This window comes from Streptomyces telluris, from assembly GCF_024519335.1.
Taxonomy (GTDB): Bacteria; Actinomycetota; Actinomycetes; order Streptomycetales; family Streptomycetaceae; genus Streptomyces; species Streptomyces telluris.
The window spans coordinates 77,345-93,576 of the sequence record NZ_JANIID010000002.1 but is presented as its reverse complement, the minus strand read 5'-3'; the positions used below and the strand labels follow the sequence as shown (position 1 = coordinate 93,576).

Here is a 16,232-nt window from a genome sequence, read left to right as displayed (position 1 = left end):
CCGCCCCCGTCGTGCACCCGTAGTCACCAACGACTTTCGAGAGAGATTCACAGACCATGGCGAACTTCACCGCCGCTGACGTCAAGAAGCTCCGTGAGCTCACCGGCGCCGGCATGATGGACTGCAAGAAGGCGCTGGACGAGGCCGAGGGCAACCTCGAGAAGGCCGTCGAGATCGTGCGCGTCAAGGGCCTCAAGGGCGTCGCCAAGCGCGAGAGCCGCACCACCGAGAACGGTGCCGTCGTCTCCGCCATCGCCGACGACAACACCTCCGGTGTCATCGTCGAGCTGAAGTGCGAGACCGACTTCGTCGCCAAGGGCGAGAAGTTCGTGGCCGTCGCCGAGGCTCTGGCCGCCCACGTCGCCAAGAGCGCCCCGGCCGACGTCGAGGCCCTGATGGCTTCCGAGATCGAGGCCGGCAAGACCGTCCAGGCGTTCGTGGACGAGGCCAACGCGACCCTCGGCGAGAAGATCGTCGTGGACCGCTTCTCGTACTTCGCCGACGGCCTGGTTTACGCCTACATGCACCGCACCGCCGCGGACCTGCCCCCGCAGGTCGGCGTCCTGGTCGAGCTGGACAAGGCCAACGCCGAGGTCGCCAAGGACATCGCGCAGCACATCGCCGCGTTCGCGCCGAAGTTCCTCTCCCGTGAGGACATCCCGGCCGACGTCCTGGAGAACGAGCGCCGCGTCGCCGAGGCCACCGCCCGCGAGGAGGGCAAGCCCGAGGCCGCCCTGCCGAAGATCATCGAGGGTCGCGTCACCGGCTTCGTCAAGGAGAACTCCGTTCTCGAGCAGGCGTTCGCCAAGGACAACAAGAAGACCGTCCAGAAGGTCCTGGACGAGGCCGGTGTCACGCTGAAGCGCTTCGCGCGCATCCGCGTCGGCGCCTGAGCCCGTCAGCAGGGCAGCGATTGACCTGCGACCCGCTAGGGTCGTACGCAGCCGATCCCTCACCGGTCGGCCGCTGATGTGACGAGGAGGCCATTGCCGTACAGGGAACCGAAAGGACCCATCCGGCAATGGCCTTCTTCGTATGTGCACGAGGAGAGCTCCAATGAATCAGGGTGCGGACGCCCGGCAGGCCGCCGACGACACCATTGCTGACCACGGCCCACGCCGCCGGTTCTTGCTCAAACTGTCCGGCGAGGCGTTCGCCGGCGGGGGCGGCCTCGGCGTCGACCCCGATGTCGTGCACGCCATCGCCCGTGAGATCGCGGCCGTCGTCCGCGAGGGCCACGAGATCGCCGTCGTCATCGGCGGCGGCAACTTCTTCCGCGGAGCGGAGCTGCAGCAGCGCGGCATGGACCGGGCCCGCTCGGACTACATGGGCATGCTCGGCACCGTGATGAACTCTCTCGCCCTCCAGGACTTCCTGGTCAAGGAAGGCATCGAGACCCGCGTCCAGACCGGCATCACCATGGGGCAGGTCGCGGAGCCGTTCATCCCGCTGCGCGCCGTGCGCCACCTGGAGAAGGGCCGCGTCGTGATCTTCGGCGCGGGCATGGGCATGCCCTACTTCTCCACCGACACCACTGCCGCCCAGCGCGCCCTGGAGATCCACGCCGAGGCGATCCTGATGGGCAAGAACGGCGTCGACGGGGTCTACGACTCCGACCCGAAGAAGAACCCCGACGCGGTCAAGTTCGACGCCCTCGAGTTCAGCGAGGTGCTCGCACGGGGCCTGAAGGTCGCCGACGCCACCGCCATCAGCCTGTGCATGGACAACAAGCTGCCGATCCTGGTCTTCGAGCTGCTCGCCGAGGGCAACATCGGCCGTGCGGTCAAGGGTGAGAAGATCGGCACGCTCGTGAGCGACCGGAGCACGCGGGACTGACGACCCGCACAGCCGTCCGTAGCGGCCTGGCCCGATACGGACGGCAACTCCGTGCCGTGGGAAGACCTCGGCACGGGGATGGACAACTGCCTGCCGGTCGGACACCGTGCAGGAGAAGACGCGCGCAGGGGCGAGGCTCTGCTTACTGATAACACCAGGAGCAAGTGGTGATCGAAGAGATCCTCCTCGAGGCCGAGGAGAAGATGGAGAAGGCCGTTGTGGTCGCCAAGGAGGACTTCGCGGCGATCCGCACCGGGCGTGCGCACCCGGCGATGTTCAACAAGATCGTGGCGGACTACTACGGTGCGCTGACGCCCATCAACCAGCTGGCGTCCTTCTCGGTGCCCGAGCCGCGCATGGCCGTGGTCACCCCGTTCGACAAGAGCGCGCTGCGCAACATCGAGCAGGCGATCCGCGACTCCGACCTCGGCGTCAACCCGAGCAACGACGGCAACATCATCCGGGTGACCTTCCCGGAGCTGACCGAGCAGCGTCGCAAGGAGTTCGTCAAGGTCGCCAAGACCAAGGGCGAGGACGCCAAGGTCTCGATCCGCTCCATCCGCCGCAAGGCCAAGGACGCCCTCGACAAGCTCGTCAAGGACAAGGAGTCCGGCGAGGACGAGGTGCGCCGCGCGGAGAAGGAGCTCGACGACACCACCGCGAAGTACGTCGCGCAGGTGGACGAGCTGCTCAAGCACAAGGAAGCCGAGCTCCTCGAGGTCTGATGAACGAGACATCCTGGGGGGCCCCGCCGAGCGCCGGATACCCGGGGTCCACCGACCGGGGGCCGTCCTCTGCGGCCCGTTCGGCGGGTCCTGTGCACGAGGCGGGCATCGCGGCGCAGACTCGGCCCATGCCCATCGTGCCCCCCTCAGGCGGAGATCAGGACGACCGTGACCAGGGGGCCGCTCATCTTCGCGGCCCCCTGTTCCGCGATGAACAGGAGCCCGACATCAGGCCCCAGGACCCCGCCCCGGTGCCTGCCTCCCCCGAGTCGCCGAAGGCAGGAAAGAAGAGCGCCGGCCGTGACCTGCGGGCGGCGATAGGGGTCGGCGTGGGCCTCGGTGCCGTCATCCTCGCCTCCCTGTTCATCTACAAGCCCGTCTTCCTCGGCGTGATCGTGATCGCCGTGGTGGTCGGGCTGTGGGAGCTGACCTCCCGCCTCGCCGAGCGCAAGGCGATCCGTGCCCCGCTGGTGCCGCTCGCGGTCGGCGGAGCCGCCATGGTCATCGCCGGCTACGCCAGCGGCGCCGAGGGCGCGTGGGTGGCCGTGGCCTTCACGGCCCTGGCCGTCCTCGTGTGGCGGATGACGGAGTCGCCGGACGACTACCTCAAGGACGTCACGGCGGGCATCTTCGCGGCCTTCTACGTGCCGTTCCTGGCCACTTTCGTGGCCCTCATGCTCGCTGCCGGGGACGGCGCGTGGCGGGTGCTCACCTTCCTGATCCTGACCGTGGTCAGCGACACGGGTGCGTACGCGGTGGGCTGGAAGTTCGGCAAGCGCAAGCTGGCGCCGCGCATCAGCCCCGGCAAGACGCGCGAGGGGCTGCTCGGGGCGGTCGCCTTCGCGATGGTCGCCGGCGCCCTGTGCATGCAGTTCCTGATCGACGGCGGCGTGTGGTGGGAGGGGCTGCTCCTCGGCCTCGCCGTCGCCGTTAGCGCCACGCTGGGGGACCTCGGCGAGTCCATGATCAAGAGGGATCTCGGGATCAAGGACATGGGCGCCCTGCTGCCGGGGCACGGCGGCATCATGGACCGGCTGGACTCGCTCCTGCCGACCGCACCGGTGGTGTGGCTCCTCATGGTCGTCTTCGTCGGCTCCTGAGCGGGGCCGGGTACCCTGGAAGGGCTCGTCGCTGTGCGGCGGGCCCTTTTCCGGCCCCGCGCCTGCGGGGGTGCCCCTGTGAGATCTCCGGGTTCCGGCTCTTCCTGCCGCTGGCTCCGCGATTGCGGAGGTCATCCGCCGTCGTCAATGAGGTGTTTTTGCTCATGGCCCCCGCGCCTGGAGAACTGACGTTCGTCGCCCCCCGTGGGGCCAAGCTGCCTCCGCGGCACCTTGCCGACCTCTCGCCCGCGGAGCGCCGCGAGGCCGTCTCCGCGATCGGTGAGAAGCCGTTCCGCGCCAAGCAGCTCTCGCAGCACTACTTCGCCCGGTACGCGCACGACCCGGCCGCCTGGACCGACATCCCGGCGGCGGCGCGCGAGAAGCTCGCCGCCGAGTTGCTGCCGGAGCTCATGAGCGTCGTGCGTCACATCTCGTGCGACGACGACACCACCCGCAAGACCCTCTGGCGGCTGCACGACGGCAAGCTGGTCGAGTCCGTCCTGATGCGCTACCCCGACCGGGTCACCATGTGCATCAGCTCGCAGGCCGGCTGCGGCATGAACTGCCCGTTCTGCGCCACCGGCCAGGCCGGTCTGGACCGGAACCTGTCGACGGCCGAGATCGTCCACCAGATCGTGGACGGCATGCGGGCGCTGCGCGACGGTGAGGTCCCCGGCGGCCCCGCGCGGCTGTCCAACATCGTCTTCATGGGCATGGGCGAGCCGCTCGCCAACTACAAGCGGGTCGTCGGCGCCATCCGCCGCCTCACGGACCCCGAGCCGGACGGCCTGGGGCTCTCCCAGCGCGGCATCACGGTCTCCACGGTGGGCCTGGTCCCGGCGATGCTGCGCTTCGCCGACGAGGGCTTCAAGTGCCGTCTGGCCGTCTCCCTGCACGCACCGGACGACGAGCTGCGCGACACCCTGGTGCCGGTCAACACGCGCTGGAAGGTCCGCGAGGTCCTCGACGCGGCGTGGGAGTACGCGGAGAAGTCCGGCCGCCGGGTCTCCATCGAGTACGCCCTGATCCGCGACATCAACGACCAGGCATGGCGCGGCGACCTCCTGGGCCGGCTCCTCAAGGGCAAGCGCGTGCACGTCAACCTCATCCCGCTCAACCCCACCCCGGGGTCGAAGTGGACGGCCTCGCGCCCCGAGGACGAGCGGGCCTTCGTCGCGGCGATCGCCGCGCACGGGGTGCCGGTCACCGTCCGCGACACCCGCGGCCAGGAGATCGACGGCGCCTGCGGGCAGCTGGCAGCAGCCGAGCGCTGAGCCGGGGCCGCAGGTCAGCGGCCGATCCATGGCGAGGGCACTGATACGGTGCCCTCGCACAAATGAACAATCCGACAGGGGAGCGCCCACGGGGCGCTGAGAGTGCGGCACGGCCCGCAGACCCTCGGACCTGATCCGGGTCATACCGGCGTAGGGAGTCAGCTCGATCATGAACACCAACCTGCGGCGTGCCGCCGGCGCAGTCGCCGTCGGCATGCTCGCCCTTCCGGCCCTGGCCGCGTGCGGCGGCTCGGACGGCTCCAGTGGCTCCGGTACGTCCGAAGGCAAGGACAAGACCGTCACCCTGGTCTCGCACAACTCCTTCGCGGCGTCCGAAGAGGTGCTCAAGCAGTTCACCCGGCAGACCGGGTACAAGGTGAAGGTCCTCAAGGGCGGCGACGCCGGCCAGGCCGTCAACCAGGCCATCCTGTCCAAGAGCCACCCGCAGGGCGACGTCTTCTTCGGCGTCGACAACACCCTGCTCTCCCGTGCGCTCGACAATGGCATCTTCGCTCCGTACGAGGCCAAGGGTCTGGACCGCGTCCCGAGGAAGCTCCAGGCCGATGCCGGGGAGCACCGGGTCACGCCCATCGACACCGGCGACATCTGCGTCAACTACGACCGCGCGTACTTCGCCGGTCACAAGCTGGCCCCGCCGGCGTCCCTCGACGACCTGATCAAGCCCGAGTACAAGAACCTGCTCGTCACCGAGAACGTCGCCACGTCCTCACCGGGCCTCGCCTTCCAGCTCGCCACGGTCGCCAAGTACGGCGACGACGGCTGGCAGGACTACTGGAAGAAGCTCAAGGACAACGGCGTCGAGGTCGTCGACGGCTGGGAGCAGGCCTACAACGAGCGCTTCTCCGGCTCCGCGGGCGGCAAGAAGGCCAAGGGCGACAAGCCCCTCGTCGTCTCCTACGCCTCCAGCCCGCCCGCCGAGGTCCTGGGCGTGAAGCCGCAGCCCGCCGAGGGCCCGACCGGCGTCGCCACGGGCACCTGCTTCCAGCAGACGGAGTTCGCCGGGCTGCTGAAGGGCGCGAAGAACACCGAGGGCGGCAAGGCCTTGATCGACTTCCTGCTGAGCCGTACGTTCCAGGAGGACATGCCGCTGCAGATGTTCGTCAAGCCCGCCAACCAGGACGCCAAGCTGCCCGAGGTGTTCACCAAGTACGGCGCGCAGGTGAACGAGCCCGGCACCATGGCCCCCGAGAAGATCGCCAAGAACCGCGACCAGTGGGTCAAGGCATGGTCCTCGCTCGTCCTGAAGTAGGGCCCGGGGCCCCGGCGCGGGGCCCCGCACGAGGCCCCGGCGGGGCCGGGCGGCGGACAGCGGTGCGGCTCGGCCTCATGGCCCTGCCGCTCGCCTTCTTCGCGGTCTTCTTCGCCTACCCCGTTGCCTCGATCGTCTCCCGGGGGCTGAAGGACGGCGGGCAGTGGCAGCTCAGCCGCATGGGCGAGGTCGTGACCGACCCGGCGATCGGCCACGTGCTGTGGTTCACCACCTGGCAGGCGGCCGCCTCCACCGCCCTGACGCTCGCCCTCGCCCTGCCCGGGGCGTACGCCTTCGCGCGGTTCGACTTCCCCGGCAAGCGCACGCTGCGCGCTGTGGTGACCGTGCCGTTCGTCCTGCCGACCGTCGTCGTCGGCTCGGCCTTCCTGGCGCTGCTCGGGCGCGGGGGGCTGCTGGACGAGTGGTGGGGGGTGCGTCTCGACACCACCGTCTGGGCGATCCTGCTCGCCCATGTGTTCTTCAACTACGCCGTGGTCGTCCGCACCGTGGGCGGCCTGTGGGCCCAGCTCGACCCGCGCCAGGAGGAGGCGGCAAGAGTCCTGGGCGCGGGGCGCTTCACGGCCTGGCGGCGGGTGACGCTGCCGGCGCTGGCGCCGGCCGTGGCCGCCGCGGCCCTCATGGTCTTCCTCTTCACCTTCACCTCCTTCGGCGTCGTGCAGATCCTCGGCGGTCCCCGCTACGCCACGCTGGAAGTGGAGATCTATCAGCAGACCGCCCAGATGCTCGACCTGCCGACAGCCGCCGTCCTGACACTGCTGCAGTTCGTGGCCGTCGCCGCGCTGCTGGCCGTGCACGCCTGGACGGTGCGGCGGCGTGAGGCGACCTTGAGGCTGGTCGACCCGGCGCGCACGGCGCGGCGCCCGCGGGGCGCGGCCGAGTGGGCCTTCCTGGCGTCCGTCCTGGCGGTCGTCGCCGTGCTCATCCTCGCCCCGCTCGTGGTCCTCGTACTGCGCTCCTTCGACGGCCCGGACGGCTTCGGCCTGTCCTTCTACCGCGCCCTGGCCTCGGCGGACGGCAACGGCGGCACGTTCGTCGTCGCCCCGCTGGAGGCGATCGGCAACTCGCTCGCGTACGGCCTGGCGGCCACTGCCATCGCGGTCGTCATCGGCGGGCTCGCGGCCGCGGCGCTGACCCGGCGCGAGGGGCGGCTGGTCCGCGGCTTCGACGCCCTGCTGATGCTGCCGCTCGGTACGTCCGCCGTGACGGTCGGCTTCGGCTTCCTCATCAGCCTGGACGAGCCGCCGCTCGACCTGAGGGCGTCCTGGATCCTGGTACCGCTCGCGCAGGCCCTCGTGGGCGTGCCGTTCGTCGTACGGACCGTGCTACCGGTCCTGCGCGCCGTGGACGTACGGCTGCGCGAGGCCGCCGCCGTGCTGGGGGCCTCCCCCCTGCGGGCATGGCGTGAGGTGGACCTGCCCCTGGTGGGCCGTGCCCTGGGAGTCGCGGCCGGCTTCGCGTTCGCCGTGTCGCTGGGCGAGTTCGGAGCCACAGTCTTCATCGCGCGCCCCGACAGCCCCACGCTGCCGGTGGCGGTGGCCCGGCTCCTGGGCCGCCCCGGGGAGCTCACTTACGGGCAGGCGATGGGCTTGAGCACGATCCTGATGCTGGTGTGCGCCGCGGCGCTGCTGGTGCTGGAACGTATCCGCACCGACCGTACGGGGGAGTTCTGATGGCCCTGCTGCGCCTGGAGAAGGTCGACGTCCGCTTCGGGGAGCGCGCGGCGCTCGACGCGGTGGACCTGGAGGTCGCCGAGCACGAGATCGTCTGCGTGCTGGGCCCCAGCGGCAGCGGCAAGTCCACGCTGCTGCGCGTGGTGGCCGGGCTGCAGCGTACGGATGCCGGACACGTGCTCCTGGCCGGGCGCGACCAGAGCGGCGTTCCCACGCACCGGCGCGGAGTCGGCCTCATGTTCCAGGACCACCAGCTGTTCCCGCAGCGGGACGTGGCGGGCAACGTCGCCTTCGGGCTGCGCATGCGCGGCATGGGGCGGGCCGAGACGGTACGGACGGTCGCCGAACTGCTGGAGCTGGTGGGGCTGCCCGGTGCGCAGCGCCGCTCCATCGCCGCCCTGTCCGGCGGCGAGCAGCAGCGGGTGGCCCTCGCGCGGGCCCTCGCGCCGCAGCCCCGGCTGCTGATGCTCGACGAGCCGCTCGGGCAGCTGGACCGCGGCCTGCGGGAGCGCCTGGTCGTCGAACTGCGCGACCTCTTCGGCCGGCTGGGCACCACGGTGCTGGCCGTCACCCACGACCAGGGCGAGGCGTTCGCCCTTGCCGACCGCGTGGTCGTGATGCGTGACGGACGGATCGCTCAGGCCGGCACACCGCTGGAGGTGTGGCGCCGCCCGGCCTCCGAGTTCGTGGCCCGTTTCCTCGGCTTCGACAACGTCGTCGAGGCGACGGTCGGCGGCGAAAGCGCGGACACCGTGTGGGGGAAGGTCCCGGTGCCGCCGGGGTCGCGGCAGGGTGCGGGCCGGCTGCTCGTACGGCCCGCCGGAGTGCGCCTCGTGCCGGAGGACGAGGGGCTCTCGTGCACGGTCACCGGCCGGACGTTCCGGGGCGACCACGTCGTGCTGATGCTGCGCCCCGTGGACGGCCCCGTGCTGGAGGCGGCATGCGGGCTGCACGGAGCGCCCGCAGTCGGCGACCGCGTAGGCGTCGCCTTCGACGTCGCGGATGTCGTCGTGATGGACGACGCCGGCAACGCGAACAGCTGAGCAGGGCCTCTCCCGCGTCGCCGAACCCCTCCGGGCGGATACGCCTGAGCCCCGGCTGCCGGGGTGGCGGCCGGGGCTCAGGCGACGGTCAGCGGACTGCCGACGGCTGGAGTTCCTGTGGTTCGGGTTCGGCCTCCACGGGGGTGTCCGGCTCGCCGAACCAGGCGACCGCGACGGCACCCGCCACCGCCAGGACGAAGCCGAGAACGGCGACCCAGGCGAAGCCGGGGCGCGAGTTGTCACCGAGCAGCAGGACGCCGATCATGCCCGGGAGAATGGTTTCGCCGACCACCAGTGCAGCTGTGGCGCCGTTGACCGAACCGATCTGCAGCGCCACCGTGTGCAGGTACATGCCGACCGCACCCGATATGAGGATCGCGTAGAGCGCCGGGTCGGCGATCAGCTTCGGCAGGTCGAACGGGTCGATGCCGTCCAGGATGCGCACGCCGACACCGATCGCGCCGAAGCCCAGACCGGACAGCAGGCCGGCCAGGATCGCGGCCCGTCCGCCGAGCAGGCGGACGGCCACCGTGCCACCGCCCATCAGCACCACGGAGATGATCAGCAGCCACCAGTGGGTGGACATCGGCGTGTCGCCGCCGCCCTCGTGGCCCGCCGCCGTCGCCAGCAGCACCAGTGCCGAACAGACCACGCCGATCGACGCCCACTCGGGCTTGGTCAGCCGGATGCCCAGGAGCTTGATGCTCAGCAGCGCGGTCACGACGAGGTTGGCGCTGATGACTGTCTGGGAGAGGAAGAGCGGCAGCATGCGGGCGGCGAGCGCGCCGAGCCCGAAGCCGAGGAAGTCGAGGACCGTACCGACCATGAACTCCCACGTCACCGCAGCCTTCGCGGTGGAGGACAGGCTCGGTCCACCGTGCTGGGTGGTGCCCGTCGAGGAGGCCTTCTCGGCCTCCCGGCGGGCAGATTTCCGCGAGCCCACGGCTTGCAGGACCGAACCTGTGCCGTAACAGGCCGATGCCGCGACAGCCGTCACAAGGCCGATGATCACCAATAGCTCCGTTCGCCGGATATCCGTCGTGCTCCTCAAGCAGACGCGCAATCCGGCGACGAAGTTGCCTTGAGTCAAGAACTGGTCAAGAACTGTTGCGCTGCAGCCGCCCGGCGGACCCGGACCCCGGGCCCGCCCGGCGCGCTCACCGCGACATGGGCAGCGTCACGAGCTCCGCGATCGCCCATGTCAGAGGTGTCAGAACGGCCAGCAGCACGCCGGTGCGCAGGATGGCCGCCCCGCGCAGCATGGAGGCGGGGATGCCGAGACGGTGCAGGGCCGCCGTGGTGCCGGTCCGGTTCTGCCGGCTGTCCAGGGCCGCGGTGATGGCCGTTGCCGTGACGCACGCCATGACGAGAGCCGCGCCGAGGCCGGTGAGGGGGCCGAAGGGGCGCGGCCCGGAGGAGTCCCATGCCGCGCCGTAGAGTTCGGCGGCGGCCAGGGCGCCCGAGGCGACCGCGCACAGCACGCCCAGCGGACGGCCGATGCGGGTGGCGGCGTCCTGCAGTATCCGGCCGGCCAGCAGCCGCACCGCGCCGGGCCGCCCGGCGGCGAGCAGGACCCCGCACCAGTGGGTCAGCCCGGGGCCGGCCAGCACCAGCCCGAGAGATGCCAGGAGCCATCCGCCCAGCACGCCGGGAGAGGCGCCGTCCGTCCCGCCGGGCAAGGAGATCAGCCTGTCGGGGTCGGGCGCGGGGCCGTGCCCCACGTACGCCTCCAGGGCGAGGCCGACCGCGATGATCGCGATGCCCCACGGGAGGCCGGCGTAGACGGGTCTAGGCACGGGGCCCGGAGCGGGGGCGGGAGGCGGCGCCTGGGGCCCCTCGGCGGGTGCTTCGGCGCTCTCCGCCTCCTCCGCACCCTCCAAAGGCTCCGCGGCGGGAGGCTGCTGCACCCTGGCAGCGGCCTCCCGCCGCGGGTGCAGAGCAAGCACGCAGGCGCCCGCCGCCAGGGCGGGCAGGAGGCCCAGCAGGGTCAGCGCCGCGCCCCACGGCAGGTGCACCTGCCCGTCCAGCAGCCGTCTCGCCGAACCGCTCAGCGGGCCTCCGATGTCACCGCGGAGCACCTTGTAGAGCAGCAGGGCGAAAACGCTGCCGAGCGTGCACGAGATGGCCGTCGACGCCGCCGCGAGGACCGAGAGCCGCACGGGGCCGAGCCCCGCGGCGTCCAGGCCGTCACGAGGGCGCGTGGCGGGGTCCGTACGGGCCACGGCGACGGCGAACTGCACGACCGCCGCCAGCGGCACCGCGCACCAGACCAGCCGCACGAGCGACTGCCCCGTCGACTTCGGATGGGCCACCGCGTACCCCAGGGTGCACAGCAGCAGGAAACCCACGCCCGCCGCGGCCGCCGCCACCAGCAGCCTCCGGAGCAGGACCAGCGGGTGCGCGCCGCGCGCTAGGCGGAGACTGAGCACGCCGCCCTGCCCTCTCCCTCGGGCGCGTCGGGTACCGGGATGGCGGTGCCTCGGCGGCCGTCGACCAGGGAGACCGTACGGTCGGCCAGGGTGGCGATCTCGTCGTCCAGCGTGGCGATGACGACCGTGATGTGGTGCGAGCGGGCGGCCGTGGTCAGCGTACGCAGCACCTGCGCGCGGTCCGCGTTGTGCAGCGGCGCCGTCGGCTCGTCGGCGAACAGGACGGTCGGCTCGCTGGCGAGCGCCCGCGCGATGGCGACCCGCTGGCGCTGCGCCTGGAGCAGGGCGGCCGGCCGCTTGCGGTGGCAGTCGCCCACGTCGAGGCGCTCCAGCCACTCACTTGCCGTGCGCTTGGCGGCCCGGTGCCCCACGCCGCGCAGCAACAGCGGCAGGGCGGCGTTCTCCCAGGCGCTCAGCTCCGGCACGAGGTGCGGCTCGCTGTCGATCCAGCCGAAGCGCTCCCGCCGCAGCCGTTCGCGGGCGGCACGCGAGAGCGTATGGACGGGGGCGCTGTTGAACCACACCTCCCCGGGGTCGGGAAGGAGCTGTCCGGACAGGCATTTGAGGAGCGTGGACTTGCCGGAGCCGCGTGGCCCGGTGATGGCGAGAATCTCTCCCTCGCGTACGCCGATGGAGACCCCTGCGAGTGCGGGGGAACCACTATGGGCGTAATGCAAGCCGCGTGCCCAGAGCACGTCGTTGTCCGGCGGGGCCACCATATCGAGCACCTCGGGTCGCTGTAGGGTCCGTTCCCCTGTCCGGGGGAACGAACCGGAGGCCATTGGGTCACTGGCACCGTACGGAACCGGGATCCTAGCCTTTGCCCAGGCTCGGCGCTGGGCCGCCGACTTTCCTCCGGTCGGCCTCATGCCCCAGGGGTCGCATATGAGTCGGAGCGCAAATGCGACGGAACGTGCGACCGGGTGTGCGGTGGGGCGTGGTGCGCGTGCGACGGGCGTGCGTCTCGCGTGCGAGGGGTGCGCGGTGCGTGCGCCGGGCAGGAAGGCCCACGCGCGCGTGCAGCAAAGCCGTGGCCCACGCGCGCGTGACCAGTGGGGGGTCGCGCGGGGCCACGGCGGGCGGGGCGAGCCGCGGGTGGTGCCGGAGGCTCGCCCTGGTCCGGTCGTGAGGTCCGGTCAGATCCTGGTCCAGGCCTCCGCGAGGACGCCGCGGACGATCTGCTCGATCTCGTCGAACGTCGACTGGTCGGAGATCAGCGGCGGGGCCACCTGGATGACCGGGTCGCCACGGTCGTCGGCCCGGCAGTACAGGCCGTTCTCGAACAGCTTCTTGGACACGAAGCCGTAGAGCAGCTGCTCGCACTCCTCTGGCGTGAACGACTCCTTGGTGGCCTTGTCCTTGACCAGCTCGATGCCGTAGAAGAAGCCGTTGCCGCGCACGTCGCCCACGATCGGCAGGTCGTGGAGCTTGGAGAGGGTCGCGTGGAACGCCGCCTCGTTGTCCAGCACGTGCTGGTTGAGGCCCTCGCGCTCGAAGATGTCGAGGTTGGTGAGGGCGACCGCCGCCGAGACGGGGTGGCCGCCGAAGGTGTAGCCGTGCAGGAAGGTGTTGCTGCCCTTGAAGAACGGCTCGGCGATCCGGTCGGAGATGACGGCCGCGCCGATGGGGGAGTAGCCGGACGTCATGCCCTTGGCGCAGGTGATGATGTCGGGCACGTAGCCGAACTTGTCGCACGCGAACATCGTGCCGAGGCGGCCGAAGGCACAGATGACCTCGTCCGAGACGAGCAGCACGTTGTACGTATCACAGATCTCGCGCACCCGCTGGAAGTAGCCGGGCGGGGGCGGGAAGCAGCCGCCCGCGTTCTGGACCGGCTCCAGGAAGACGGCCGCGACCGTGTCGGGGCCTTCGAAGAGGATCTGCTGCTCGATCTGGTCGGCGGCCCAGCGGCCGAACGCCTCGGGGTCGTCGCCGTGGATCGGGGCCCGGTAGATGTTGGTGTTGGGCACCTTGTAGGCGCCCGGGACGAGCGGCTCGAAAGGTGCCTTGAGGGCCGGCAGGCCGGTGATGGCCAGGGCCCCCTGGGGCGTGCCGTGGTAGGCGACGGCCCGCGATATCACCTTGTACTTGGTGGGGTTGCCGGTGAGCTTGTGGTACTGCTTCGCGAGCTTCCAGGCGGTCTCCACGGCCTCGCCGCCGCCGGTGGTGAAGAAGACCTTGTTGAGGTCGCCGGGGGCGTGGTGGGCTAGCCGCTCGGCGAGCTCGATCGCCTTGGGGTGCGCGTAGCTCCACACCGGGAAGAAGGCCAGCTCCTGAGCCTGCTTGGCGGCCGCCTCGGCCAGCTCGGCCCGCCCGTGGCCCGCCTGGACCACGAACAGCCCCGCGAGGCCGTCCAGGTAGCGCTTGCCCTTGTCGTCGAAGATGTAGGTGCCCTCGCCGCGCACGATGGTCGGTACGGGGGCGTTCTCGTACGACGACATGCGGGTGAAGTGCATCCACAGGTGGTCGTATGCAGTCTGGGAGAGGTCCTTGCTCACGGCTATCGGGTTCCCCATGTGTAGGTCTGCTTGCGGAGCTTGAGATAGACGAAGCTCTCGGTGGAGCGCACGCCCGGCAGGGTCCGGATGCGCTTGTTGATCGTTTCGAGGAGATGGTCGTCGTCCTCGCAGACGATCTCGATGAGGAGGTCGAAGGAGCCTGCGGTCACGACGACGTACTCGACCTCGTCCATCGCGGTCAGGGCGTCTGCGACCGGATCGAGGTCGCCCTCGACGTTGATCCCGACCATCGCCTGCCGCCGCAGCCCCACGGTGAGCGGGTCGGTGACGGCGACGATCTGCATGACGCCCTGGTCGAGCAGCTTCTGGACACGCTGCCGTACGGCTGCCTCCGACAGCCCCACGGCTTTGCCGATCGCCGCGTAGGGGCGGCGGCCGTCTTCCTGGAGCTGCTCGATGATCGCCAGGGAGACTGCGTCGATCGGTGGCGTGCCGTGCACGCTCTTCGGGTCTGGACTACGAGTGGCCACGACTCCACTGTGCATGCGTCTCGCCCGTGTGGCAACCCTCAGGCGATGAAATTCGTTGTTCAGGTGCCGAGGAATAACTGATTCCGTCGTTCATGGGTGTGAGGTATGTCGAAAGCGTGGCCTCACTGACTAGGCTGACGGTCTCACCCAGTGGACATCTGACAGGAGGGGTGGCAGCCATGACCACCGAGCTGCGTCGTCTTCGCAATTTCATCGACGGGGAGTTCCGGGACGCCGCCGACGGGCGTACCACCGAGGTGGTCAATCCGGCCACGGGCGAGGCCTACGCCACCGCCCCGCTGTCGGGCGCCGTGGACGTGGACGCCGCCATGGCCGCGGCCGAGGCCGCCTTCCCGGCCTGGCGCGACCTCGTACCCGGAGAGCGTCAGAAGGTTCTCCTCAAGATCGCCGACGCCTTCGAGGCGCGCGCCGAGGAACTGATCGCCGCGGAGTCCGAGAACACGGGCAAGCCCGTCGCCCTCACCCGCAGCGAAGAGGTCCCCCCGATGGTGGACCAGATCCGCTTCTTCGCGGGCGCCGCGCGCATGCTCGAGGGCCGCTCCGCGGGCGAGTACATGGAGGGCCTGACCTCGATCATCCGGCGCGAGCCGATCGGCGTCTGCGCCCAGGTCGCCCCGTGGAACTACCCGATGATGATGGCGGTGTGGAAGTTCGCCCCGGCGCTCGCCGCGGGCAACACCGTCGTCCTCAAGCCCTCCGACACCACCCCTGCCTCCACCGTGCTCATCGCCGAGATCATCGGCGGCGTGCTGGAGGAGCTCGGGCACCCGAAGGGCGTCTTCAACGTCATCTGCGGCGACCGGGAGACCGGCCGCCTCATGGTCGAGCACCCGGTGCCGGCGATGGCCTCGATCACCGGCTCCGTGCGGGCCGGCATGCAGGTCGCCGAGTCCGCCTCCAAGGACCTCAAGCGCGTCCACCTGGAGCTCGGTGGCAAGGCCCCCGTCGTCGTCTTCGACGACGCCGACATCGCCAAGGCCGTCGAGGACATCTCGGTCGCCGGCTACTTCAACGCCGGCCAGGACTGTACGGCCGCCACCCGCGTCCTCGTCCACGAGTCGATCCACGACGAGTTCGTCACCGCGCTCGCCAAGGCCGCCGCCGAGACGAAGACCGGGCAGCCGGACGACGAGGACGTCCTCTACGGCCCGCTCAACAACGCCAACCAGCTCAAGCAGGTCGCCGGCTTCATCGAGCGCCTGCCCGGCCACGCCAAGCTCGAGGCGGGCGGGCACCGGGTGGGGGAGAAGGGCTACTTCTTCGCCCCGACCGTCGTCTCCGGCCTCAAGCAGGACGACGAGATCGTCCAGCACGAGGTCTTCGGCCCCGTGATCACGGTCCAGTCCTTCGCGGACGAGGACCAGGCCGTCGCCTACGCCAACGGCGTCGAGTACGCCCTGGCCTCCTCGGTGTGGACCAAGGACCACGGCCGCGCCATGCGGATGTCCAAGAAGCTCGACTTCGGCTGCGTGTGGATCAACACCCACATCCCGCTGGTCGCCGAGATGCCCCACGGCGGCTTCAAGAAGTCCGGCTACGGCAAGGACCTGTCCGCCTACGGCTTCGAGGACTACACGCGCGTCAAGCACGTCATGACGTCGCTGGGCTGACGGAGCCGGCGCCGCCTCGTGCGGATGGGGCGGGGCTGCCTCGTGCAGTAGGCCGGGCCCGCCTCATGGGGTGTGCGGAACCGGCCTCATGGGGTGCGGCTCGGGCCGCCTCATGCGGTGAGGCCGGGGCCGCCCTGTGCGGTGGGGAATCCCGCCTCATGCGGTGAGGGGCGGCCCGCCCCATGCGGCAAGGCGGGCCCCATGCCGTCCCGTGGCGCCGGGTGGACGCAGGCACAGACACCCC

At 70.7% G+C, this 16,232-nt stretch carries 14 protein-coding genes and 1 riboswitch; of the genes, 9 read left to right on the top strand and 5 right to left on the bottom strand.

What is annotated here, in order from left to right:
* Positions 1–56: 56 nt before the first annotated feature.
* The 8 genes from tsf to NQU55_RS02400 all read left to right on the top strand — a co-directional run bounded on the left by tsf (position 57) and on the right by NQU55_RS02400 (position 8,939).
* Positions 57–893, top strand: coding sequence for a translation elongation factor Ts (tsf, locus tag NQU55_RS02435; protein WP_168090836.1), 837 nt, complete (start codon positions 57–59; stop codon positions 891–893).
* Positions 894–1,056: 163 nt separating this feature from the next.
* On the top strand, positions 1,057–1,836 hold the full coding sequence (pyrH, locus tag NQU55_RS02430; protein WP_168090837.1) for a UMP kinase: 780 nt from the start codon (positions 1,057–1,059) through the stop codon (positions 1,834–1,836).
* A gap of 167 nt (positions 1,837–2,003) precedes the next feature.
* Complete coding sequence (gene frr, locus NQU55_RS02425; RefSeq protein ID WP_168090838.1) at positions 2,004–2,561, top strand: ribosome recycling factor; 558 nt, start codon at positions 2,004–2,006, stop codon at positions 2,559–2,561.
* The gene (locus tag NQU55_RS02420; RefSeq protein WP_168090839.1) at positions 2,561–3,661 is read left to right on the top strand and encodes a phosphatidate cytidylyltransferase; all 1,101 of its coding nucleotides are present in this window, start codon (positions 2,561–2,563) and stop codon (positions 3,659–3,661) included. The genes frr and NQU55_RS02420 overlap by 1 nt, the downstream gene beginning before the upstream one ends.
* Positions 3,662–3,825: 164 nt before the next feature.
* The gene (rlmN, locus tag NQU55_RS02415; RefSeq protein ID WP_058046491.1) at positions 3,826–4,935 is read left to right on the top strand and encodes a dual-specificity RNA methyltransferase RlmN; all 1,110 of its coding nucleotides are present in this window, start codon (positions 3,826–3,828) and stop codon (positions 4,933–4,935) included.
* Positions 4,936–5,001: 66 nt separating this feature from the next.
* Positions 5,002–5,109: riboswitch (TPP riboswitch) on the top strand.
* On the top strand, positions 5,105–6,205 hold the full coding sequence (locus NQU55_RS02410; protein ID WP_168090840.1) for a thiamine ABC transporter substrate-binding protein: 1,101 nt from the start codon (positions 5,105–5,107) through the stop codon (positions 6,203–6,205). Its footprint overlaps the riboswitch before it by 5 nt.
* Positions 6,181–7,896, top strand: a complete 1,716-nt coding sequence (locus NQU55_RS02405) for an ABC transporter permease (RefSeq protein ID WP_168090841.1) — start codon at positions 6,181–6,183, stop codon at positions 7,894–7,896. Before NQU55_RS02410 ends, NQU55_RS02405 begins: the two co-directional genes overlap by 25 nt.
* Positions 7,896–8,939: an ABC transporter ATP-binding protein gene (locus NQU55_RS02400; protein ID WP_168090842.1), complete on the top strand. Its 1,044-nt coding sequence runs from the start codon at positions 7,896–7,898 to the stop codon at positions 8,937–8,939. The genes NQU55_RS02405 and NQU55_RS02400 overlap by 1 nt, the downstream gene beginning before the upstream one ends.
* Positions 8,940–9,027: 88 nt before the next feature.
* On the opposite strand, the gene NQU55_RS02395 is transcribed toward NQU55_RS02400, so the two are convergent.
* The 5 genes from NQU55_RS02395 to NQU55_RS02375 all read right to left on the bottom strand — a co-directional run bounded on the left by NQU55_RS02395 (position 9,028) and on the right by NQU55_RS02375 (position 14,372).
* Complete coding sequence (locus tag NQU55_RS02395) at positions 9,028–9,951, bottom strand: DMT family protein (protein ID WP_168090843.1); 924 nt, start codon at positions 9,949–9,951, stop codon at positions 9,028–9,030.
* 145 nt (positions 9,952–10,096) lie between these two features.
* Positions 10,097–11,368, bottom strand: coding sequence for a hypothetical protein (locus NQU55_RS02390; RefSeq protein WP_168090844.1), 1,272 nt, complete (start codon positions 11,366–11,368; stop codon positions 10,097–10,099).
* Entirely contained in the window at positions 11,350–12,087 is a 738-nt protein-coding gene (locus NQU55_RS02385; protein ID WP_168090845.1) for an ABC transporter ATP-binding protein, read from the bottom strand. Before NQU55_RS02385 ends, NQU55_RS02390 begins: the two co-directional genes overlap by 19 nt.
* A 417-nt stretch (positions 12,088–12,504) precedes the next feature.
* Positions 12,505–13,884, bottom strand: a complete 1,380-nt coding sequence (locus NQU55_RS02380; RefSeq protein WP_058046498.1) for an aspartate aminotransferase family protein — start codon at positions 13,882–13,884, stop codon at positions 12,505–12,507.
* Positions 13,869–14,372 (bottom strand): Lrp/AsnC family transcriptional regulator, encoded by a 504-nt coding sequence (locus tag NQU55_RS02375; protein ID WP_058046499.1) that lies wholly within the window; start codon positions 14,370–14,372, stop codon positions 13,869–13,871. Before NQU55_RS02375 ends, NQU55_RS02380 begins: the two co-directional genes overlap by 16 nt.
* Before the next feature lie 164 nt (positions 14,373–14,536).
* Here NQU55_RS02375 and NQU55_RS02370 point away from each other — a divergent pair, with 164 nt between their 5' ends.
* Positions 14,537–15,988 (top strand): gamma-aminobutyraldehyde dehydrogenase, encoded by a 1,452-nt coding sequence (locus NQU55_RS02370; protein ID WP_168090846.1) that lies wholly within the window; start codon positions 14,537–14,539, stop codon positions 15,986–15,988.
* The last annotated feature ends 244 nt before the right edge of the window (positions 15,989–16,232 follow it).